Origin of the sequence: Actinoplanes sp. NPDC020271 (assembly GCF_044388125.1) — a bacterium.
GTDB lineage: Bacteria > Actinomycetota > Actinomycetes > Mycobacteriales > Micromonosporaceae > Actinoplanes.
The window spans coordinates 133,847-154,402 of sequence record NZ_JBIRWQ010000009.1 but is presented as its reverse complement, the minus strand read 5'-3'; the positions used below and the strand labels follow the sequence as shown (position 1 = coordinate 154,402).

The window sequence follows — 20,556 nt, the reverse complement described above, 5'->3', positions numbered from 1 at the left end:
TCCGGCGGCAGAGTCGCCCGGCAGGCGACCGCGCCCGGCGGCAGAGTCGCCCGGCAGGCGGCCGCGCCCGGCGGCAGGGCCGACGGACCGCCGATCCGGCGGTGGCGCGACTGCGAAATTGCTGTCCACGCTGACGGAAACCCCGCCCGGCCCGTCCGCGCCCACTCCCGCGCGACAGCGTGCGGTGATCGCGAATTCCGCCGCCCCGGTGAACCGGCCACGGCCGGAAACGGTGTTACAACGATCGGGCCGCGTGCCGCCCGGCCGCGCGACCGCTGAAGATGCACCCGCCGAGGAACGTCCCTTCCAGTGCGTTGTACCCGTGGACTCCCCCACCCCCGAACCCGGCCACCTCCCCGGCCGCGTACAGACCGGGCAGCGCCTCCCCGTTCACCCCGAGAGCCCGCGAGTCGAGGTCGGTCTGGATCCCGCCGAGCGTCTTCCGGGTCAGGATGTGCAGTTTCACCCCGATCAGCGGCCCGGCCGCCGGGTCGAGCAGCCGGTGCGGCGCGGAGGTCCGCCCGATCCGGTCGCCGAGGTAGCGCCGCGAGTTGTAGATCCCTTGCACCTGGGCGTCCTTGGTGACCTTGTTGACGAGCTGCCGGTCCCGGGCCTCGATCTGGGCGCGGACGTGCGCCGTGTCGAGCAGCGGCGTCGCGGTCAGTTTGTTCATCCCGGCGACCAGTTCGTCGAGGTCCGGGGCGACGACGAAGTCCGCGCCGTGCTGCTTGAAGGCCTCCACCGGCCCGGGAGCGCCCTTGCCGAGCAGCCGCTCGCGCAGGAATCCCCGGCGATCCTTCGCGGTCAGATCCGGGTTCTGCTCGGAGCCGGACAGCGCGAACTCCTTCTCGATCATCTTCTGGGTGAGGATGAACCAGGAGTGGTCATACGCGGCGATGTCCGGCGTGGTGCGCAGGTAACGCAGCGTCCCCAGGGTGTCGTAGCCGGGGTAGTACGGCTGCGGCAGCCGCCGGCCGAGCGCGTCGAACCACATCGGCGACGGCGCGGAGAGGATCCGGATGCCGTGCGCGGGCCAGATCGGGTCCCAGTTGCGGATGCCCTCGGTGTAGTGCCACATCCGGTCACGGTTGACCAGGCGTACGCCGGCCTCCTCGGCGATCCCGAGCATCCGCCCGTCCACGTACGCGGGCACGCCCGTGATCATCGTCGTGGGCGCGGTGCCGAGGCGTGCCGGCCAGTACTGACGGACCAGGTCGTGGTTCGCGCCGATGCCGCCGGTCGTCACGATCACGGCCTGCGCCCGTACCTCGAAATCGCCGATCTCCTCCCGGTTCGACGGGAAGCCACGTGCGGCGTCGTCATTTTTCAGAAGCTTCCCGCGTACGCCGGCAACCGCGCCCGACTCCACGATCAGCTCGTCGACGCGGTGCCGGTGCCGGAACTCCAGCAGCCCGTTGCCGGCGGCCCGATGCGCGGACGCGGCGAACGGCTCGACCACCCCGGTCCCGGTCCCCCAGGTGATGTGGAAGCGCGGCACCGAGTTCCCGTGCCCGCCCGCCCGCAGGTCGCCGCGTTCGGCCCACCCGGCGAACGGCAGCCAGCTCAAGCCCAGCCCGGCCAGCCAGGAGCGCTTCTCCCCGGCGGCGAACTCGACGTACGCCCGGGCCCACTTCACCGCCCACGAGTCCTCGTCGCCGAGCCGGTCGAAGCCGGCGCTGCCCCGCCAGTCGCTCCACGCCAGTTCGACGCTGTCGCGGACCCTGGCCCGGCGTTGCTCGGGGCTGTCGACGAGGAACAGGCCGCCGAACGACCAGAACGCCTGCCCGCCCAGGTTGGCCGCGTTCTCCTGGTCGAGCAGGATCACCTTCTTGCCGGCGGTGGTGAGCTCGTGCGCCGCGACCAACCCGGCCAGTCCCGCGCCGACCACGATGACGTCCGCGTCCACGACAGCCCCTTTGCCTCGAGAAATGGAGTGACCCGGAATGTAACCGATATGTGAACAGCATTCGCGACACGCCGCGAGGCAACTGTGTCCTCGCTCGCCTCGCAAAACCCCGATCGGACGCTACGGCCGATGACCGCGACAATGGTGGAGTGCCGCACGACATCTCCACCGCCGACCCGGCGCAGACCCGCGCCGCGCTCGAGGATCTCCGGCCTGACCTGGTCGAACGTTACGATGCGGCACTTCCGGGAGCCCGCGCCGCGGTGCTGCACCGGCTGCGTCTGGCGATCGGACGTGAGCCTCTTGCGGGTGCCGTCTACGCCGACCTGGACCCGGTCGAGCTGACCGCGAGACTCTGGCCCGGCACGCCGTTCGTCGCCGAGATCGCCAACAGCGTCGCCAACCTCGCCCTGGCCCGCGCCAACCGCGTCCCGCGGGTGCTGCCCGCCCCGGGCGACCCGGACGGGCTCGGGAAGATCGAGCAGCTGGAGGTCGACGGGCACCCGCTGCACCCCGGCTGCCGGACCCGGGCCGGGATGACCGTTGCCGACGTGCTGGCCTACGGGCCGGAGCACCGCCCGGTGATCCGGCTGCGCCGGCTGCGCGTGCCGGCCGAGCGCTGGCACGGCACCGGCCAGCCCGTGCTCTACGCCCACCCGTGGCAGGCGGCGCGGCTGCTGCGCCGCTACCCGTGGCTGACCGACGCCGGCCCGACCCGGCCGGTGCGCCCGCTGATGTCGCTGCGCACGGTCGCGCCGGTCAACGGCGGGCCGCACGTCAAGACCGCGGTCGACGTGCAGATGACCTCGGCGGTGCGGACCGTTTCGCCCGCGGCGGTGCACAACGGGCCGATCCTGAGCGCCGCGCTGCAGAAGCTCACCGCTGACCTGCCGATCGACGTCCTCGCCGAGACCGAGGCCGGCGCGGTGATCACCGACGACGGGCCGGACCGGCACCTCGCCCACCTGGTGCGGCGCGCACCGCGGCTCGGGCCGGGGGAAACGGCCGTACCGCTGGGGATCTTCGCCTCTCGTCTTCTCGACACCGTCGATGACCCCGGCCGATGGCTGCAGGAGCTGACCGCGGTGTTCTTCGCGCCGCTGACGACCGTGCTGCGCCGCGGCGTCGCCCTGGAGGCCCACGGGCAGAACACCCTGGTCGTGCTCCGCGACGGGCACCCGGTCCGGGTCCTCTACCGCGACCTCGGCGGCGTGCGCGTCGACCGGCGGCTCGGCCTCGACCTGCACGGTGACCTGCTCACCGACGACCCGGCGGTGCTGCGCACGAAGGTCGCGGCGGCCGCGCTCGGCACCGTCGCGAGCCAGCTCGTCGACGGTTTCGCCGAGCACCACGGCGCCGAACCGGACCGGCTGTGGAAGATCATCGCGGCCGGGCTGAGGGACAGCCCGGAACTGCTGACCGGATCACTTCCGGTCAAGGCGACCACCGCCATGCGCCTCGCGGCCGACCCGCTCGACGACATCTGGACTTACCGGCCCAACCCCATGGCGGTGTACGCATGACCTCCGGCCTGACCACCGGACGCCTCGCCGCGGCCGCCGCGCACACCCAGGCGGCGCTGGCCGTGCACGCGCCGGACCTCGTGGCCGGGTTCCTCGACCACCTGCCCCACGCGGCCGGGACAGTCGGGCGAAGACTCCGGGGCGCTCTCGCTCGTGAGGGGTTGACCAGCGATTCCGACCGGGACGCGACGCGGCACGCGTTCCACCGGGTGGAGTTCGCGCGCTCCGGGGTGGCCGACCCCGTGGAACTGCTGGGCGGCCTGGACGCGCCCGGGTTCGCGGCCGAGATCCGTAACGCTGTCATCAATCTGGCGATAGCACTGGCACGCCCCGGGCCGCGTCGGGGCGGCGACGCCGACGAGGCCGCGATTGCCGGGGAACGGCTGGCCATCTCCGGTCACAACCTGCACCCCTGTGGGCGTACCCGGCTGGGGTGGGACACGGGTGACGTGCTCGCTCACGATCTTGAGGCAGGGGCGACGGAGATTCGGTTCATCGCGGTCCGCGATACCGCGCACGTCGGCGACGACCTGAGCGAACTGTATCCGGACATCGCGTATTCCAGGCCCGGGTATCGCCTGCAGCCCGTGCACGCCTGGCAGCACGAGCTCGTCCTCGACCGCTACGCGCACCTGTTCGCCGACGGCACCCTTCACCAGGTCGACGGGCATCTCGACGCGATCCCCACGGCGGCGCTGCGCACCCTGCTGCTCCCGGCCGGCGCCGACGGGAAACGCCGCTACCTCAAGGTCTCCCTCGACATCCAGGTCACCTCGACCCGGCGCAGCATCTCGGTCGCCAGCACCCGCAACGGCCCGGCCGTCTCCACCCTGCTGCACCGCCTCGCCGCCGACGAACCCACCCTGCTGCTGATGGCCGAGACCGCCGGCGCGGCCGTCCCCGCCGGCTCCGGCCGCGACCTGTCCGCGATCGTCCGCGACGGCCTGACCGGCCGGCTCGCCCCCGGCGAGGAGGCGATCACGGGCAGCGCCCTCCCCTACCGCATGCGCGAGCTGATCACCCGCCACGGCGGCGGCGACGCGGCCTGGCTGACCGATTACGCCCAGCTGCTGCTGCCCCCGCTGCTGCGCCTGGCCACCCGGGGCGTCGCCCTCGAAGCGCACCTGCAGAACTGCCTGCCCACCTTCGTCGACGGCCGCCCGCACCGGCTGGCCCTGCGCGACTTCGCCGGCCTGCGCCTGCACCTGCCGCGCCTGACCGCCGCCGGGCACCAGGTCGACCTGTGGCCCGGATCGGTCGTCGGCACCGACGATCCCGCGGTGATGCGCGCCAAGCTCGGCTACACCGCCTTCCAGGCCCACCTCGGCGAACTCGTCCTCCACCTCGACCTGGACGAACGCGCCGCGTGGCGGATCGTCCGCGACGTCGTCGACGAGACCTACGACAACCTGGACTCCCCCGAGGCGCGCGCGGACCACGCCGCGTTCACCGCGCCGACCGTGCCGCACAAGGCGCTCGTCCGGATGCGCCTGGCCGACAACGGCGACATCTACATCCCCGTGGAGAACCCCCTGCATGGCTGAACTACCCGCCCCCGTCACCGCCGCGCTGCGCCGCCTCCCGACGCCGGCCTGCGCCTATGTCTACGACACGTCCGCCCTGCGCACGGCCGCTTCCCGGCTCCGGGCCGCCCTACCGGCCAGAACCACCGTCCTGTACGCCGTGAAAGCCAACGGGCACCCGGACGTCGTACGCACCATGGCTTCTGCCTGTGACGGTCTGGAGGTCGCGTCCGGTGGCGAACTCGACCTCGCCGTCCGGGCCGGCGCCCCCCGCATCGTCTTCGGCGGCCCCGGCAAGACCGACGCCGAGCTGGCCGCCGCGGTGAGAGCGGGCGCGCTGCTGAACGTGGAGAGCCGCTTCGAGGCGGAAAGAATCGCCGCGCTCGGCCTCTCCGCCGACATCTGCCTGCGCGTCAATCGTGCCGGCGTCGCCGTCACCGGCAGCCACGCGATGACCGGCACGCCCACCCCGTTCGGCATCGACGAGAACCAGCTCGGAACAGTCCTGGAAACCCTGCCGACCGGCCTGAACGTCATCGGCTTCCACCTGCACGCCGTCTCCAACAACCTCGACGGCACCGCACACGCCGCGTTCATCGCCGACGCCATCACGTGGTCGATCACGACCGCTTCGGCGTACGGCGTGAATCTGAGAATCGTCAACGCGGGCGGCGGCCTGGGCGTCGACCACACGTCGTCCACCTCGATCGACCTGGCCCCGCTGTCACAGGTCAGCGTGCCCGACGGCCTCGAACTGATCCTCGAACCGGGCCGTTACCTGGCCGCCGACGCCGGCTGGTACGCCACCGAGGTGCTCGACCTGAAGACCACGCACGGGCGCACGTTCGCGGTGCTGCGCGGCGGCACCCACCACTTCCGCCTCCCCGCCGCCTGGGGTTACAGCCATCCGTTCACGATCCTGCCCGTCGACGACTGGGACCGCCCGTACTCCCGGCCGGCCGTGACCCGGACCCCGGTCGACGCGGTCGGCGAACTCTGCACCCCCCGTGACGTCCTCACCCGAGCCCAGCCCGTCGACCGCCTCCGCGTCGGCGACCTGCTGGTCTTCGCCCGCACCGGCGCCTACGCCTGGGACATCTCCCACCACGACTTCCTGCGCCACCCCGCCCCGGAGTTCATCGTCCTCTGACCGCGCCGACACCCCGGCCGTCTCGGCCGGGCGTCGTCATCCGGGCGTTCAGGCAACGCCGGCCACCGGGCGGGTGGGCTCGGCCGGCGGCCGGCGTTGTCACCTGTCCGAGGACTGCGGTGGACGGGACTCGACATCCGTCACGCTCTGCCCGCGACACCGCCGACGAACGGGTTGATCTCGGCGGTCAGGGGCGGGTGAACGTGTCCACGGCGGTTCGGTAGGAGCCCGGGCCGGCCTCCGGGTTCAGCAGGAGGGTGAAGTCGGGCAGGGAGCCCGGCAGCGGATCGCCGCGACCGTCCTGCAGGCCCGGCTCCGCGGTCCAGTCGACGATGGAGATCTCCACCTGCCAGCGCCCGGCCGGCAACGGGACCGGAAGGTGCGGCCCCGGACGGGCGCCGACGTGTTCGATGCCGCTGAGGATCGCGCCGTCGGTGGCGACGAACAGGTACGGCTCGGAGGAGACGACCAGATATTCGCGTTCACGGGCGGTGAGAGTCGCGGGCCGGGCCGGTGTTCCGATGCGTACCAGAAATTGGAAGGCGCCGTCGCTGTGCAGGTTGATCGGAACCAGGACCCCGGCCCGCGCGTGCCGGCTGAGGTCCTGGTCCTCGAGGAGCTCCGCCTCCCACGAGCCGTAGTCGATCACGCCCCGGAACGCGGGCGGCGACCACAGGCCGAACATGCCGGCGCCGGTCGCGACCGTGCCCGAGAACTCCACGCCTCCTTCTTAACCAATGCTGCGAGCGGGCACCTCAGGTTCGGCGAACCGCCGACCACCAGGTACGCCTTTCGTCGAGCCATCGGTCCAGCCAGAGCCCGGCCCCGGCGAGGTCCGAGCGCAGCTGCGCCGCGCTGATCCGGTGTGCGGTGAACCGCTGTCTCCACACGCGGGAATCGATCCGGTACGTCATCTCGGCCGTCAGCTCCTCCGCGGCGGACCGCACGAGTCGCACGCTGCCGTGGACCGCCCCGAGCCGCCCGTCGCGCCCGCCGTCCCGGATCAGCTCGTCGAACCAGGACGGCCGCAGCCACTGACCGACCAGCGTGCCGCCGGGGATCAGGTGCCGGGCGCAGGCCTGCGCGAGCGCGCGGCGATCGGCGGCGGCGCTGATCAGGTTCGCGGCGAGCAGGACGACGTCGAACCGCTCCCCCAGCCGCACGTCCTCGATCCGCGCGTGTACCGGGGTGACGCCGTCCAGATGGCTGAGCATGGCCGCGGACTCGTCGACGCCGGTGACGTCGTGGCCCAGCGCGACCAGGGCGTTCGCGAGGCGTCCGGTGCCGCAGCCGAGTTCCAGGATCCGCGAGCCGGGCGGGACCGCCCGGTGGATCAGGCCGGGTTCGTCGCCGGCGGGCAGGTGGCGGTACACCTCGACCGGGCAGCCGTCCGGGGTCACGTCGTCGGCCATACCGCCCACCGTGCCACACCCCCTAAAGCTTCCTAGGAATCTAGGAGAGTGGCCGGACCGCGCGGCGTATCGTTGGCCGACCATGACTGCGATCCCACTCACCACGCTGGACGATCTCGAACCCCTGCGAGCGATCATCGGCGACGCACGCGTCGTCGGCATCGGCGAGTCCGCCCACAACGTGCGCGAGTATCAGCAGGTCAGACACCTGCTGGTCCGCTTCCTGACCGAGCGGATGGGCTTCTCGGCCGTGGCCCTGGAGTCCGGGTTCAGCGAGGGCCTGCTCGTCGACCGCTGGGTGCGCGGCCTCGAGGACGGCGACGTCGCGGACATCGCGGCGCGCGGGCTGACCTACGGCTTCGGCGCCACCGCGGAGACCCGCCGGCTGCTGACCTGGCTCCGCGAACACCGGCACGCGCGGTTCGCCGGCCTGGACCTGCCCGCCGACCTCGGATCGTTGCTGCCCGCGGTCGACGGCGTCGCGCGCTACCTCGCCGACACTGATCCGGGTGCGCTCATGATCCTCGATCAGATTCGGAGGTACGCGACGAGCTGGGCCGGTCCGTACACCATCGCGGCCCTGACGGCGTACCGGGAGACACCGCCCGCCGACCGCGACGCGCAGACGATCCTGTTGTCCGAACTGGCCGCGCGCGTCGACGCGATGCGCCCGCTCTACCCGGCCGCCGGGTACGCCACCGCCCGGCACGAGCTGCGGCTGGCCGTTCTGCTCGATCAGATGCTGCGCGCCCAGGCCGCGGCCATGACCGGCTCAGCCGTCCACGCCGCGGTGAACGTGCGCGACACCGCGATGGCCGAGACCGTCCGGCACCTGCTCGACGACGGCAACCGCGTGGTGATCTCCGCGGCGAACACCCACCTGCAGCGCATTCCGATCAGGCTGGGCGGCACGTTCGAGGTCGCCGTCCTCGGCAGTCACCTGGTGGCCGACCTGGGCGACGACTACATGTCCATCGCGGTCACGTGCGCCGGCGGCCGCACCCCGACCCGACGCCCCGCACCAGGCACCGACCGCGGCGTCGAGGTCCTCACGGTCGACCTGGCCGAACCGGCGCCCGGCAGCGTGGAGGCGCTCCTGAAGCCGGACGCACCCGAGCCGCGACTCACCGACCTGCGGCCGTGGCGAGGCGCCGCGGACGGCCCCCGACGCTTCCGGAACCTGGACGGATACGTCGAACTGCCCGTCGCCGACGCCTTCGACCTGGCCGTCCTGGTCCCCGAGCTGGCGGGATGAACGGGTCGGCCGGGCCGGCCCCGGAGCATCTGCCGCTCGAGGTGTTGCTCCGGATGACGCGGCGGAGATCGAGGACATCCACGGTGACGCTCCGACCCCGGCCATGGTCCCGAACCTCGCGGATCAGCTGGTCACCTGGTGGACCGGGCAAGGCAGGCGCCCCGTGCGGCTGAGCAAGGCACGCCCCGGGCCGCTAAGGTGCGCTGCATGCGGTTGGAGAAGATCACCCCGGACACCTTCGAAGCGGCTCTCGCCGTGTCGGTGCGCCCCGACCAGGGCGATCTGGTCGAGCCGGTGGTCAAGTCGCTCGCCGAGGCCTACATGTTCCACGAGTACGCCTGGCCACGGCTGATCGTCGACGGTGACCGCCCGGTCGGCTTCGTGATGGCTTTCCTCGACATTCCGTGGGATCCGAAGCGCGACGCCGACGACCGGCGGTCCGGGGTCTGGCGGCTCAACATCGCGGCCGACGCGCAGGGCAGCGGCTACGGCCGGTTCGCCGCCGAGAGCGTCGTCGACGAGATCCGGGCCCGCGGCGGCACCCGCGCCTACGTCACCTGGGAGGCCCGTGACGGCGGACCGGAGGCTTTCTGGCTGCGGCTGGGTTTCCGGCCGACCGGCGAACGCAGTGGTGGGCAGATCGTCGGCGTGCTCGACCTCCGGTCGTAGCGGCGGCCGGTTCAGTCCGGGTCGGAGGGGCCGGCCTCCGGGGCGGCCGGGAGTTCGTGGATGCGGGCGGCTCGGGCGATCTTGCGCTGCAGGGAACGCAGCAGGCGGATGGTCTCCTCGTCGTGGAAGCCGGTGGTGCTCTGCCAGTCCCAGCCGGATCCGAAGACGTCGCTGGCGAAGACGATCTCCGCGGAGACCAGGACCCGCCGCCAGTCGCGGGCGCTGAGCGGCTGTCCGCCCCGGACGAGGGGGCGTAGCCGTACGACGTGTTCGAACAGCTCGGCGATGCTGCCGAAGTCCATGGCCACCGCGAGGGGCTCGGTGCACCGGGCCGGGCCGCCCCACTCCGTCAGTCCGTGGGCGAGCACCTCCCGCTCGTCCTCGTCCAGTTCGATCGGCACAAGCTCGTCGGCTGTCATGCCCGTGATGATGCCGGAAGCCCCCGGCGGGTCCCAGCGTTATTCGGGCGCGGCGCAGTGTCGCGCGGCTCACGACGTACGCCGATCGGGTCTTGATCTTCGGGGTGGGATGACCCTCGCGACGCCTTTGCCCTCAGGCGACGCCGATGGTCCAGTTCTCGCCGTCGTCGCCGGCGCTGCACGCGTTGAAGCCGCGCTCTCCCGCCACGCACACCCGGAACGTGACTTTCCGGCCGGCTTCGAAGTCGTGCCCGAACCGGACGGTCTGCCCCGCCACCTCGCTCGCCGAGTGGGTGCCGGTCTGCAGTGTCCCGTCTCCCCGGACGTAGCGGTAGTCCAGATAGGCCCGGCCGCCGCCGGCTTCGAGTTTCGTCACCGCGAACGTGTCGTTCCCGGCGTCGAAGCGCGCTTCGGCCAGCAGTTCACTGTCCCGGTCGTAGACCTGGGCGGTCGACGACACGGCGGCCGGGGCGAATCCCATCGTCGCCGCGATGATCGCGACCGGAATCATGCTGTTCATTGCCACACCTCCGCACGACGCAGTCTGCTCTGAGTGGAACGGCCGAACCGGAGGTAACGATCTTGTACCCGCCGTTGTCTCAGACGAAACCCGCGATCCGGTCGGCGACCAGCTCCGGCGAGTGGCTGGGCAGGTCATGGGAGGCGCCCGGCACGATCTCGGCCTGCGCTGACGGCAGCACGCGGCGCAGCCGTCGCATCACCTCGGCCGGCTCGTAGAGCGAACTGTGCTCGCCCATCAGCACGAGGGTGGGCACGGTCAGCGCGGCGAGCTCGGTGTCGGTCACCTGGTCCGGGATCGGCAGGCGGCGACGGAACCGCATGACCAGCGGCAGGAGCGGCATCAGGTTGTCGTCGCGGAGCGTGGCGTTGCGCACCGGGTAGGAGAGCCGCCGCCGGATCGGCCCGGGGGTCAGCCCGGCGAGCGATCCGGCGACGAGCCAGATCCAGAACTTCGCGCCGAGGCGCCCGAATCCGGCCGGGTCGAGCAGGGTCAGACTCGCCGCGCGCCCGGGGAAGCGCAGTTCGTGTCGCAGGATCGCCCATCCGCCGTAGGACATCCCGACCAGGTGGGCGCGCTGGACGCCGAGCGCGGCGAGCGTCTCCTCGAGGTCGGCGGCGACGTCGCCGGCGTCACGGATCGGCCGGGTCTGGGTGGACTGGCCGGGTTCGCCGATCGGGTCGAGCGCGATGATCGGATGCTTGCGGCCGAGGGCGGCAGCGTACCGATACCAGGCCAGGGCGCTGCCCGCGGAGCCCGGCACGAGCACGAGCGGCACGCCGTCGCCGGCGCCCGTGCGGTAGGCGACGGCCTCGCCGAAGCTGGTCGTGACCCGTTCCGGCACGACCGGTGAGGGCCAGAGAAGATCCATTGCTGTCCGGTAGGCCGTGAGGAAGCGCTGCCGTGCGGCGTCGTCGGTGAACTCACCTACGGTCTTCATGGTACAACTGTATCATCAAAGTGGAGGGTGGCTACGTGCCGAAGCGGGTCGATCACGAGGAACGCAAGCGCCACATCGCCGGGGCCCTGCTGCGCATCGCCGAGCGCCAAGGGCTGCAACACGCGACGATGCGGTCGGTCGCCGCCGAGGCCGGGGTGTCGTTGCGCCTGGTGCAGTACTACTTCCACACCAAGGACGAGCTGCTGCTCACCGCGATCGGCTACTCGGCCGAACAGATCGGCGAACGGGTCCGGACACGACTGCTCGCCGCCGGGAACGGTGTCGCTCCCCCGCCCCGGGAATTCATCACCGAGACGCTGCTGGCGGCGCTGCCGCTCGACGAGGACGGGGTGCGGATCACCCGGACCTGGGCGGCCTTCTACAGCCTGGTGCTGGCCGAACCGGAACTGACCCGGCTCGGCGCCGACCATCCGAACAGTCTGGAACGGCTGCTCGCGAACCAGTTGCGGCTGGCCGGGCGCCCGGAGCCGGAGTTGACCGCGTCCGGGCTGCTGGCCCTGACCAACGGCCTGGCCTCCAGCATCCTCGGCCGCCAGCACGACGGCGGCACGGCGGTGGCCGTGCTGCACCACTACCTCGGCCTGATCTTCGACAGCTAGACGGATCCTGCCGATCGGCCCGGTTCGAGCACGGACCTAGCGTTCCGATCCAGCCCGCGTCAGGCAGAACTCGTTGCCGGCCGGGTCCTGCAGGACGACCCAGCCGCCCCCGTCCGGCGTGCGGTGATCGGCCAGGACCGCCGCCCCGAGCGCCACCAGCCGGTCCACCTCCGCGTCCCGCCCCAGGTCGGGCGACTGCAGGCAGACGTGCACCCGGTTCTTGACCGTCTTCGACTCCGGCACCGCCTGGAAGTAGAGCCGCGGCCCACCGGGCGGCGCGATCACCACCTCGCGATCCCCGGGCGCGAACTCCGGGCCGATCGGATGGCTCACGACTTCGCTCCAGAAGACCGCCAGCACGTACGGGTCAGCGCAGTCGAACGAGACATTACGGATGATCGAGGTCACCACCCGACCCTACCGAGTCACGCCACCGCTCGTGGATCGCCGCGTATCGGAGTGCGTCGACCGCCGCCGGATCGTCGAGCAGCCGGATCAGGCGCGCACCGCCGGGCAGCTCCTCCACGACCATCTCCGGCGTCGGCGGGAACGGCAGGTCGCGGCCCGGGCCGAGGTACCGCCACCACCCCACCTGCGGCTCGTCCCCGGCCTGCTCGACGGACCATTCGTCCTCGACCCGGCCCTGACCGGCACCGAGCCGCTGCGCCACGTCGAGCCACAGCCGGGTCAGCCGGCCGTGCAGTTGCCGGAAGGCGGCCGCCTCGGGCACCGGCCTTCGGTGGATCCCGGAACCGAGACTCCAGCACAGCAGGAACCCGGACCCGAGGACGAGCCCCGGGCGCATCTCTCGCCCCGCACCGCTGAAGCAACTGAGCCAGATGTCGGTGTCACCGGTCCAGAGCTGGCTGTGCGACCACCCGGCCGCCAGCACGGTGATCACCTCGTCGACGGACGCGACGGTGCGCATGCCGCCGTCCGCCCAGAGGTTGAACAGCCCGTCGGGGCGTTGCGGGCGCAGGCCGAGCGGGGCCGCCACCGCGAACAGCTCACGCAACGCCGGGCCGATCGGCTGCTCCGGCACCTCCAGCTCCCAGTCCCAGTCCGAACCCACGCGCGGTATTCAAGCAGGGGCTCAAGTCGGCGTTGCGGTGGCCGATGTCCACGGGCATGAACGACGTCAGCAGCAGTGCGCGCTGGTTCGGCACCGGCCACAGCACCCTGGGTGACCCGGCCGCGGCCGGTGCGCAAGCGGCCACGGCCGCCCTCGCGGGGCGAGACCCGGCGATCGTGTTCGTGTTCTGCTCGGTCGGCTACCAGCGGCCGGAGCTGTTCGACGCGGTGCGGGCGCAGGTCGGCCCGGACACGGTCATCGTCGGCTGCACCACGTCCGGCCAGCTCGCGGACGGTCAGGTGAGCCGGGCCGGGGTGGCGATGACCGCGTGGGGCGGCGCCGGCTTCCGCGTACGCACGCATGTTGCCCGCAGCGTGACCGGCCGCCTGCGTGAGGCGGGAGCGGAGGCCGCGTCGTGCCTGGCCGGCGTCGAGGCCGGGCACAAGGCGCTGCTGATGATCGCGGACGGCCTGACCGGCAACCAGCACGAGGTGGTGCGCGGCGCGTTCTCGGTCGCCGGCGCCGCGGTCCCGCTGGTCGGCGGCGCGGCCGGGGACGAGCTGACCTACGTCCGGACGTACCAGTTCCACGGCGGCCGCGACGGTGTCGAGATCCTGTCGGACGCCGTGATCGGGGTCGCGGTCGGCTCGGACCGGCCGATGGGCGTGGGCCTGGCGCACGGCTGGCAGAAGGAGGGTGACGCCCTGGTCGTCACCAGCAGCCGTGAGGGCCGGGTGCTGGAGCTGGACGGTGAGCCGGCGCTGGACGTGTTCCTGCGCCGGCTGGACGTCGACGATTCCGCGCTCGACGATCCGGCCGCGTTCCGGGAGCTGGCGTTCCACCATCCACTGGGGTTGTCCCGGCGTACCGGGGAGGACATCCGGGTCGTCCACGACGGGGACCGTTCCGACCGGTCCCTGATCTGCCTGGCCGACGTGCCGCAGGGCGCCCTGATCTGGCTGATGACCAGCACCCACGACACGCTGCTGGACAGTGCGGCCGACGCGGCCGGCCAGGCCCTGGACGCGCTCGGCGGCGAGCCGGCGCTGGGGGTGATGGTGTTCGACTGCGCGGGCCGCTGGATCAAGCTCGGCGAGGCCGGCGTGCAGCAGGAGAACGTGGAGTTCGGCAAGCGGCTGGACGGCGTGCCGTACGGCGGGTTCTACAGCACCGGCGAGATCGCCCGGGTTCGCGGCGCGCTCGGCATGCACCACTTCACGCTCGTCACCCTGGCCCTGGCCTGAAGGATCGGCATGACTCACTGGTCCAACCATCAGCTCACCGAGTTCTTCGCCGCGGTCTGCGCTCCCCAGCGGGAGGGTTCCGCGATCATGGTCGCGGTCGAGCGGGCCACCGAGGTGCTGGAGACCGAGATCGGTGCGGTCCTGCGGGACGGCCGGGTCGAGGTCGCCTGGGGCGTGAGCCGCCAGCAGCTCGAGGCCGCGCTCGGCGGCGACAACCACCCGGCCACCCTGCTCATCTCCGGGTTGGGCGAGTTGCACGTGACCACCGCCCGGTTCGGGAACGGCGGGGTGCTGCTCGTGGCCCGCGCCGGTGACCCGCTCGAGCCGGAGGAACGGCAGCTGCTGCAGGCCATGGCGCAGACGATCGGGCTGGCCCTGACCAACATCAGCCTGCTGACGGCCGAACGCGCGTTGCGCGAGGAGCGGGAGCGGGAGGCCGCCGAACGCCTGGCGCTGCTCGACTCGCTGCGCGAGGCCCGGCACGACTCGCTGACCGGCCTGCCGACCCGGGTGCTGTTCCTGGAGATGCTGGCCGAGCGGCTGTCCTGCAACACCCCGACCAGCGTGCTCTTCATCGACCTGGACCGGTTCAAGGCGGTCAACGACAGCCTCGGGCACCGGGCCGGCGACGAACTGCTCGGCCTGGTCGCCGGGCGGGTGCGGGCATGTCTGCGACCGACCGACACGGCCGCCCGGATCGGCGGGGACGAGTTCGCCGTGCTGCTCAGCGACTGCGAGGCGGACCAGGCGGTCCCGGTCGCGCAGCGCCTGATCGACGCGATCAAGCTGCCGTTCCCGGTCGCCGGGCAGGAGGTGTTCATCGGCGCGAGCATCGGCATCGCGGCCGGTCCGGGCGCCGCGCCGGGCGAGATCCTGGGCAACGCCGACGTCGCGATGTATCGGGCGAAGACCGAGGGCCCGGGCAAGGTGGTGCTCTTCGAGCCGCAGATGCACGCCGAGGCCCTGGCCCGGCTCACCCTCAACGGGGACCTGCAGCGGGCGCTGACCCTCGGCGAGTTCCGGTTGCAGTACCAGCCGCTGATCGACCTGGGCACCGGTGACACGGTCGGTGTCGAGGCGCTGGTGCGCTGGCAGAACCCGGATCGGGGGTACGTGTCGCCGGCCGACTTCGTGCCGATGGCCGAGGAGACCGGCCTGATCAGCGACCTGGGCCGGTGGGTGCTGAACACCGCCGGGCGACAGGCCGCGGCGTGGCGCCGGACCCGGCCCGACCTGGGCATCAACGTGAACGTGTCCGGCCGTCAGCTGGCCGATCCGCAGTTCGCCGCGGACGTCGAGCGGATGCTCGCCGACACCCGCCTGCCCCCGGAGGCGGTCACGCTCGAGCTGACCGAGTCGGTGCTGATGAGCGACCCGAAGACGGCCATCGCCTGCCTGCGCGACCTGCAGGACCTGGGGGTGGACGTGTCCATCGACGACTTCGGGACCGGTTACTCGTCGCTGTCCTACCTGCAGCGGCTGCCGGTCGACGAACTCAAGATCGACCGCGCGTTCATCAGCCGGGAGAACCCGACCACCGCCGACCTCGCGGTGATCCGCACGATCGTCGAACTGGCCCGGACGCTACGCCTGCGCACCGTGATCGAGGGCATCGAGACCGAGGCGCAACGTAACGCCATGCGACTGCTCGGTTGCGATTTGGGACAGGGCTATCACCTGTGCCGGCCCGTCCATCCGGAGAATCTGCTGGCCAGCCTGGGAGCGGATGAGTCGATTCAAAAAGCGGCCTGAGCCGGTTCCGGAACCACAATCCACATACGTCAAGATACTCACCGTCGTGTGAGCACAAGGGGGCGTGTGTGACCGATTTCGATGAACAGCGGCGTCCGCCGTCACGGGCCGAGAACCTGCGCCTGACCAGGATGCCGTCGCTGCCCCCACGGCCGGGCACCACGGGCTCGATCCCGCTGCCGGCCGTGGGCACACCGGCGCCGGAACCCGTTCCCGCCCCGGCGCGGCGACGCCGGCGGCGGGGCGGGCTGCTGATCGGGCTGGCGCTGCTGCTCGCGGCGGCGGGCGGCGGGATCGCGTACCGATGGAAATCGGACGCGGTCGCGAGCCCGCCGCTCTCCGCGCCCACCACCTTCCCCGCGGTCGGGGGCCCGTCGCCGACCGAGTCGCCGTCCGGCAGCGGGCCGGGCGCCGTGGCGGCGGCGCCCTCCCCGGCGACCCCCTCCGTCGTGCTGTCGGCCGCGCCCTCCGCCCGGCTTCCCTCGGCCCGCCTTCCCTCGGCCCGGACGTCGTCGGCCGCCGGGCGCGCCAACACCAGCGGGGCCAACCTCGCCCTGCACGCCACCTGCAGCGCCTCGGGCTCCGAGGCCGACTCCTGGCAGGCGAAGTACGCCTGCGACGGCGACCTCGAGACCCGCTGGTCCAGCGCCTTCACCGACACCCAGTGGATCCGCGCCGACCTCGGCTCGACCTGGCAGCTGACCGGCGTGACCCTGGTCTGGGAACGTTCCTACGGCGCGAGCTACCGCGTCGAGACGTCCCTCGACGGCAAGACCTGGACCCGCCTCTACGTGACCGGTAGCGGACAGGGTGGCACGGAGGAGATCCCGGCGAAGGGCGCGGCGGCCCGTTTCGTCCGCATGGTCGGCGTCAAACGCGTCAGCCAGTACGGCTACTCCCTGATGGAGTTCGAGATCCGCTGAGGCGCGGCGAGCAAGCTGCGGGGCGAGCTCCCGACACCCCCGACCCCTTTGCGCGTACGCGGTCAGCACGCGCTCAGGTGGGCTTCCGATCACGCCGTGCCCGCCCGCGAGCCGATCAGTGCCCCCTCCTCAGCCGCGCCCGCGGTTCCCACCGGGACGCGCCCTGAGCCTGAGCCGGGGCAGCGAGCAGAGTGGATCTTGGGTAGCCTGTGCCACCATGGGCAACCTCAACCGGTTGGTGCTGGCGGGGTTCGCGGCTGCCGCGGCGGTCATCTGGGCGGTCGGCATCACGGTGCTGCAACCGTTGAGCGAGCCGGAGGGGCCTGACGCCTACGGCGAGAACAACACCTACTGGGCCCGTGAACTGCGCTGGGGCACGCTGATCGCCCTGGTCCTCATACTGATCGTGCTGGCCCGCGGCGCTGTCGTCGGCGCGCTGGTCACCGGCGTCGTCGGGCTGGTGGCCGACGTGGCGTTCGACCGGGTCGACAAGGACTCCGGCACGGCCGGGCTGGCGGTCGGCGCGGTGGTGGCCGCGCTGCTGTGCTGCGTGGTCGCGAGCGTAGCCCGCACGATCCCACGGCCCCGGGTCCTGTTCCTCGTGGCGGTGGTCGCCGCGGTCACGTCCGGGCTGGCGCTGGGCACCGAGTCACCGACCGACGTCGAGACCGGGCTGAATCTGGGCAGTGCGGCCGTCAGCTCCCTGCTCGCCCTGGTCGCCGTTGCCGCGGCGGCGGTCGTGACCGGCCCGGTCGGGCTGAGGAACGCCCGGATCGTCGTTCCCGCCGGAATCGTCGCCGGCGCCGCGCCGTGGCTGGTCCGCGTGGTGTCCCCCCAGCCCAGCGGCGGACGGTTACTCGCCGAACTGGCGTTCATCGTTCTGCTGGTGGCGACGGTGGTGGCGGTCGCGCGGCGCCCGCACGGGCTCTCCGGCCGCGGCTACCTGGGTGTACTGGCGATCACCACGGGCGTTCTGGTCGTGCTCTTCTATCCGCTCGCGATCGTGTCGGTGATCGTCCAGATCGGTGCGCCGTTCACCCGGCTCGCCGCGAACCCGCCGATCAACAGCGCCGACGAGGACGCCGTCCTGATCGTGCTGGGCATCCCGATCGGGCTCGTCCTCGGATGGTTGCTGTCGGCCTTCACCCGCGACTCGGCCGGCGGCCACCCGGTGAAGGACCAGGGCCCGGCCGGCACCGCCGCAACGGAGAACCGTGCCTTCGGGCCACCGCCACGACGAGGAGTCATGCCTTGGGGCGACCGCCCCGACCGAGAACCGTGACCGTCGCAACGAAGGACCGTGCCGGACGGCCGACGTTCACCGCCCCCGGTTAGCGTGACGACATGATCTTGCCGGCCGACAGCCACGTGCACACCGAGTGGTCCTGGGACACCCTCGTCGGAGACATGGAGGGCACCTGCGAGCAGGCGATCAGAATCGGACTCCCGGTGGTCGCCTTCACCGAGCACGTCGACCACACCCGATGGGCCGCGCCGACCGAGGGCCCGTACATGAGCGCGGAACTGACCGCCGCCGCCGACCCGGACGGCCTGATCACACCACCCCCGTTCGACGTCGCCGGCTACCTGGCGACGGTCGAACGCTGCCGGGACCGCTTCCCGGAACTGCGCATCCTGACCGGGATGGAGATCGGCGAACCGCACTGGTACCCCGAGCAGATCGCCCGGCTCCTCGCCGCCGGCCCGTTCGACCGGGTGCTCGGTTCGCTGCACTGCCTGCCCGACGGTGACGCGCACGCCGAGCCGTGGGCGCTGTTCCCGCACCGGGACCCGGCCGGGCTGATCCGCGAGTACCTGGCCGAGATCCCCCGGATGGTGGCCGGCGACGACCCGTTCACGATCCTCGCGCACATCGACTATCCGCTGCGGTCCTGGCCCGCCGACCGGGCGGGGCCGTTCGACCCCCGCCTCTTCGAGGAAGAATTCCGGTACGCGCTGAGGGCCACCGCCGAGTCCGGACGCGCTCTGGAGATCAACACCCGGATCCCGCTCGACGCCACGATCCTGCGCTGGTGGCACGAGGAGGGCGGCGACGCGGTCAGCTTCGGCAGCGACGCCCACCGGCCGGAACTGGTCGCGAACGGGTTCCGGGAGGCCGCCGCGATGGCGGAGGCGCACGGATTCCGGGCGGGCGACACGCCGTACGCCCTCTGGGGCCGTCTCTAGAAAATCGGTGGCCGTGGGCGGAATCGGACGGTAGACACTCCGGGTGGCTCATCGACCGAAGCTGATCGTTCTGGCGCTGGCGCTCGCGGTCGACATGCTCGGCAGTGGCCTGCTGCTCCCGGTCTCGCTGCTGTACTTCACCGAGGTCACCGGCCTGCGCCTGAGCACGGTCGGGCCGCTGCTGAGCCTCGCCGCGTTCGCCTCCCTGCCGGTGCCGGCGATCGTCGGGCACTTCGCCGACCGCACGCGCCCGCTCTCCCGGGTGCTGGTCGCGCAGGTCCTGCAGGGGGCCGCTTTTTCGGCGTACGCCCTGGTCAGCGGCCCGATCACGCTGCTGCTCGTCACGATCGTGGCAGCGGTCGGGCAGCGGCTGTTCTGGTCGTCGTTCTTCTCGGTCGTCGCGGGACTGGCCGAACCCGGCGAGGACGGGCGCGTCGCCGACCGCCGGTTCGCCCTGGCCGGCATGATCCAGATGGGCGCGACCGGGGCCGGGACGCTGATCGGCGGCCTCGCGGTGACGTACTCGTGGTACCAGCCGGTCGTCTACCTGAACGCCGTCAGCTTCGTGCTCTCGGCGGTGCTGCTGCTGTTCGTGCCCCGCGGCGCGCTGCCGTCCACGGGCGAGCAGGAAGGCGGTAGTTATCGGACACTGCTGCGCGACCGGCCCTACCTACTACTGATCGTGGTGAACACGATCTTCGCGCTGTGCAGCATCTTCGTCGCGGTGGCCGTCCCGCTCTACCTGATCGACGGGCTGTCCGCGCCGGCGTGGCTCGTCGGGCCGTTGCTCGCGGCCGGCACGGTGCTGCTCGCCTCGGGGCAGCGGCTCGCGGTGCGGCTGGTGCGGCCGCTGTCCCGTACCGGATCGCTCGTCCTCGCCGGTGGACTGTGGGTGCTGTGGGCCGTCGTCTACGCCGCCGCGGTCCGGGTGCCGGCCTGGGCACTCGTGCCATATCTGCTGGTCGGGATGGTGTTCTACGCCGCCGCCGACCTCATCCACGCGCCCCTCTCCAACGCGCTGTCGTCCGCCGCGGCACCACCCGCGCAGCGCGGCCGATACCTGGCCGTCTATCAGTACACCTTTGCGTTCGCCAACATCCTGGCGCCGGCGTTCTTCACCACCCTCTTCGCGTACGGCCCCTCGCTCCCGTGGCTGGCCCTGGCCCTCGTGGCCGCGGCGGCGTCGGCCGTGACGTGGACGTTGCGAGCCCCGCTGGCCGCCCGCGAGTCCCTCAGCTCGCCGGCAGCGACCGATCAGTCCCGGCCGTAACGCGTCGGGCGGCTTTCGCTTCGGCCCGCTGCCCTGACGCCCGCCTGCGCACCGGCCGGCGCTCACCGCTGTTCCGGGCCGGCGCGGCCCCACCGCCGGCTCACCCCGCCCGGCCGGCGGTCAGCGCTGTCTCGCGCTGCTCGGGACAACCCCCACCGCCGGCTCGAACGC

The 20,556-nt window shown here is 72.2% G+C and carries 20 protein-coding genes; 12 read left to right on the top strand and 8 right to left on the bottom strand.

The window, feature by feature from the left end; genetic code table 11:
- Positions 1-235: 235 nt before the first annotated feature.
- Positions 236-1,906 carry an FAD-binding dehydrogenase gene (locus ACH442_RS21570; protein WP_396339851.1) on the bottom strand — a complete coding sequence of 557 codons (1,671 nt, stop codon included), beginning with the start codon at positions 1,904-1,906 and terminating at the stop codon, positions 236-238.
- Positions 1,907-2,055: 149 nt separating this feature from the next.
- Here ACH442_RS21570 and ACH442_RS21565 point away from each other — a divergent pair, with 149 nt between their 5' ends.
- From ACH442_RS21565 to ACH442_RS21555, 3 genes are read left to right on the top strand one after another with little or no spacing between them, the layout of a single operon-like run.
- Complete coding sequence (locus ACH442_RS21565) at positions 2,056-3,429, top strand: IucA/IucC family protein (RefSeq protein WP_396339850.1); 1,374 nt, start codon at positions 2,056-2,058, stop codon at positions 3,427-3,429.
- Positions 3,426-4,973 (top strand): IucA/IucC family protein, encoded by a 1,548-nt coding sequence (locus ACH442_RS21560; RefSeq protein ID WP_396339849.1) that lies wholly within the window; start codon positions 3,426-3,428, stop codon positions 4,971-4,973. The genes ACH442_RS21565 and ACH442_RS21560 overlap by 4 nt, the downstream gene beginning before the upstream one ends.
- Entirely contained in the window at positions 4,966-6,102 is a 1,137-nt protein-coding gene (locus tag ACH442_RS21555) for a type III PLP-dependent enzyme (RefSeq protein ID WP_396339848.1), read from the top strand. The genes ACH442_RS21560 and ACH442_RS21555 overlap by 8 nt, the downstream gene beginning before the upstream one ends.
- A gap of 187 nt (positions 6,103-6,289) precedes the next feature.
- Here the strand turns inward: ACH442_RS21555 and ACH442_RS21550 are convergent, their stop codons facing one another.
- A complete protein-coding gene (locus tag ACH442_RS21550; RefSeq protein WP_396339847.1) occupies positions 6,290-6,823 on the bottom strand; it encodes a hypothetical protein in 534 nt (177 codons plus the stop codon).
- A 34-nt stretch (positions 6,824-6,857) separates the two neighbouring features.
- Positions 6,858-7,514, bottom strand: a complete 657-nt coding sequence (locus ACH442_RS21545; protein WP_396339846.1) for a class I SAM-dependent methyltransferase — start codon at positions 7,512-7,514, stop codon at positions 6,858-6,860.
- An 82-nt stretch (positions 7,515-7,596) separates the two neighbouring features.
- Between ACH442_RS21545 and ACH442_RS21540 the strand changes: the two genes are divergently transcribed.
- Positions 7,597-8,769, top strand: a complete 1,173-nt coding sequence (locus ACH442_RS21540; protein ID WP_396339845.1) for an erythromycin esterase family protein — start codon at positions 7,597-7,599, stop codon at positions 8,767-8,769.
- Between the two features lie 207 nt (positions 8,770-8,976).
- Positions 8,977-9,438, top strand: a complete 462-nt coding sequence (locus ACH442_RS21535) for a GNAT family N-acetyltransferase (protein WP_396339844.1) — start codon at positions 8,977-8,979, stop codon at positions 9,436-9,438.
- An 11-nt stretch (positions 9,439-9,449) separates the two neighbouring features.
- Here the strand turns inward: ACH442_RS21535 and ACH442_RS21530 are convergent, their stop codons facing one another.
- The 3 genes from ACH442_RS21530 to ACH442_RS21520 form a co-directional block, all read right to left on the bottom strand.
- The gene (locus ACH442_RS21530; protein WP_396339843.1) at positions 9,450-9,857 is read right to left on the bottom strand and encodes a hypothetical protein; all 408 of its coding nucleotides are present in this window, start codon (positions 9,855-9,857) and stop codon (positions 9,450-9,452) included.
- A gap of 133 nt (positions 9,858-9,990) precedes the next feature.
- A complete protein-coding gene (locus tag ACH442_RS21525; RefSeq protein ID WP_396339842.1) occupies positions 9,991-10,377 on the bottom strand; it encodes a hypothetical protein in 387 nt (128 codons plus the stop codon).
- Positions 10,378-10,456: 79 nt separating this feature from the next.
- Positions 10,457-11,317, bottom strand: coding sequence for an alpha/beta fold hydrolase (locus ACH442_RS21520; protein ID WP_396339841.1), 861 nt, complete (start codon positions 11,315-11,317; stop codon positions 10,457-10,459).
- Between the two features lie 35 nt (positions 11,318-11,352).
- On the opposite strand from ACH442_RS21520, the gene ACH442_RS21515 reads away from it, so the two are divergent.
- The gene (locus ACH442_RS21515) at positions 11,353-11,937 is read left to right on the top strand and encodes a TetR/AcrR family transcriptional regulator (RefSeq protein ID WP_396339840.1); all 585 of its coding nucleotides are present in this window, start codon (positions 11,353-11,355) and stop codon (positions 11,935-11,937) included.
- 36 nt (positions 11,938-11,973) lie between these two features.
- Here the strand turns inward: ACH442_RS21515 and ACH442_RS21510 are convergent, their stop codons facing one another.
- Entirely contained in the window at positions 11,974-12,345 is a 372-nt protein-coding gene (locus ACH442_RS21510) for a VOC family protein (protein ID WP_396339839.1), read from the bottom strand.
- Positions 12,326-13,009 (bottom strand): hypothetical protein, encoded by a 684-nt coding sequence (locus ACH442_RS21505; RefSeq protein ID WP_396339838.1) that lies wholly within the window; start codon positions 13,007-13,009, stop codon positions 12,326-12,328. The genes ACH442_RS21510 and ACH442_RS21505 overlap by 20 nt, the downstream gene beginning before the upstream one ends.
- Positions 13,010-13,053: 44 nt before the next feature.
- On the opposite strand from ACH442_RS21505, the gene ACH442_RS21500 reads away from it, so the two are divergent.
- The 6 genes from ACH442_RS21500 (at position 13,054) to ACH442_RS21475 (ending at position 20,385) form a co-directional block, all read left to right on the top strand.
- Complete coding sequence (locus ACH442_RS21500; protein ID WP_396339837.1) at positions 13,054-14,253, top strand: FIST signal transduction protein; 1,200 nt, start codon at positions 13,054-13,056, stop codon at positions 14,251-14,253.
- Between the two features lie 9 nt (positions 14,254-14,262).
- On the top strand, positions 14,263-16,005 hold the full coding sequence (locus ACH442_RS21495) for a putative bifunctional diguanylate cyclase/phosphodiesterase (protein WP_396339836.1): 1,743 nt from the start codon (positions 14,263-14,265) through the stop codon (positions 16,003-16,005).
- 68 nt (positions 16,006-16,073) lie between these two features.
- Entirely contained in the window at positions 16,074-16,928 is an 855-nt protein-coding gene (locus tag ACH442_RS21490) for a discoidin domain-containing protein (RefSeq protein ID WP_396339835.1), read from the top strand.
- Between the two features lie 217 nt (positions 16,929-17,145).
- Complete coding sequence (locus ACH442_RS21485) at positions 17,146-18,210, top strand: hypothetical protein (RefSeq protein WP_396339834.1); 1,065 nt, start codon at positions 17,146-17,148, stop codon at positions 18,208-18,210.
- Between the two features lie 62 nt (positions 18,211-18,272).
- The gene (locus ACH442_RS21480; RefSeq protein WP_396339833.1) at positions 18,273-19,115 is read left to right on the top strand and encodes a PHP domain-containing protein; all 843 of its coding nucleotides are present in this window, start codon (positions 18,273-18,275) and stop codon (positions 19,113-19,115) included.
- Positions 19,116-19,158: 43 nt separating this feature from the next.
- On the top strand, positions 19,159-20,385 hold the full coding sequence (locus ACH442_RS21475) for an MFS transporter (RefSeq protein WP_396339832.1): 1,227 nt from the start codon (positions 19,159-19,161) through the stop codon (positions 20,383-20,385).
- The last annotated feature ends 171 nt before the right edge of the window (positions 20,386-20,556 follow it).

What these genes read in the sequence shown, in the direction of transcription:
- ACH442_RS21480 (WP_396339833.1), top strand. Translation starts at nt 18,273, where the DNA reads ATGATCTTGCCGGCCGACAGCCACGTGCACACCGAGTGGTCCTGGGAC.
- ACH442_RS21545 (WP_396339846.1), bottom strand. Translation starts at nt 7,514, where the DNA reads ATGGCCGACGACGTGACCCCGGACGGCTGCCCGGTCGAGGTGTACCGC.
- ACH442_RS21555 (WP_396339848.1), top strand. Translation starts at nt 4,966, where the DNA reads ATGGCTGAACTACCCGCCCCCGTCACCGCCGCGCTGCGCCGCCTCCCG.
- ACH442_RS21495 (WP_396339836.1), top strand. Translation starts at nt 14,263, where the DNA reads ATGACTCACTGGTCCAACCATCAGCTCACCGAGTTCTTCGCCGCGGTC.
- ACH442_RS21485 (WP_396339834.1), top strand. Translation starts at nt 17,146, where the DNA reads ATGGGCAACCTCAACCGGTTGGTGCTGGCGGGGTTCGCGGCTGCCGCG.
- ACH442_RS21560 (WP_396339849.1), top strand. Translation starts at nt 3,426, where the DNA reads ATGACCTCCGGCCTGACCACCGGACGCCTCGCCGCGGCCGCCGCGCAC.
- ACH442_RS21530 (WP_396339843.1), bottom strand. Translation starts at nt 9,857, where the DNA reads ATGACAGCCGACGAGCTTGTGCCGATCGAACTGGACGAGGACGAGCGG.
- ACH442_RS21520 (WP_396339841.1), bottom strand. Translation starts at nt 11,317, where the DNA reads ATGAAGACCGTAGGTGAGTTCACCGACGACGCCGCACGGCAGCGCTTC.
- ACH442_RS21525 (WP_396339842.1), bottom strand. Translation starts at nt 10,377, where the DNA reads ATGAACAGCATGATTCCGGTCGCGATCATCGCGGCGACGATGGGATTC.
- ACH442_RS21535 (WP_396339844.1), top strand. Translation starts at nt 8,977, where the DNA reads ATGCGGTTGGAGAAGATCACCCCGGACACCTTCGAAGCGGCTCTCGCC.
- ACH442_RS21500 (WP_396339837.1), top strand. Translation starts at nt 13,054, where the DNA reads ATGTCCACGGGCATGAACGACGTCAGCAGCAGTGCGCGCTGGTTCGGC.
- ACH442_RS21540 (WP_396339845.1), top strand. Translation starts at nt 7,597, where the DNA reads ATGACTGCGATCCCACTCACCACGCTGGACGATCTCGAACCCCTGCGA.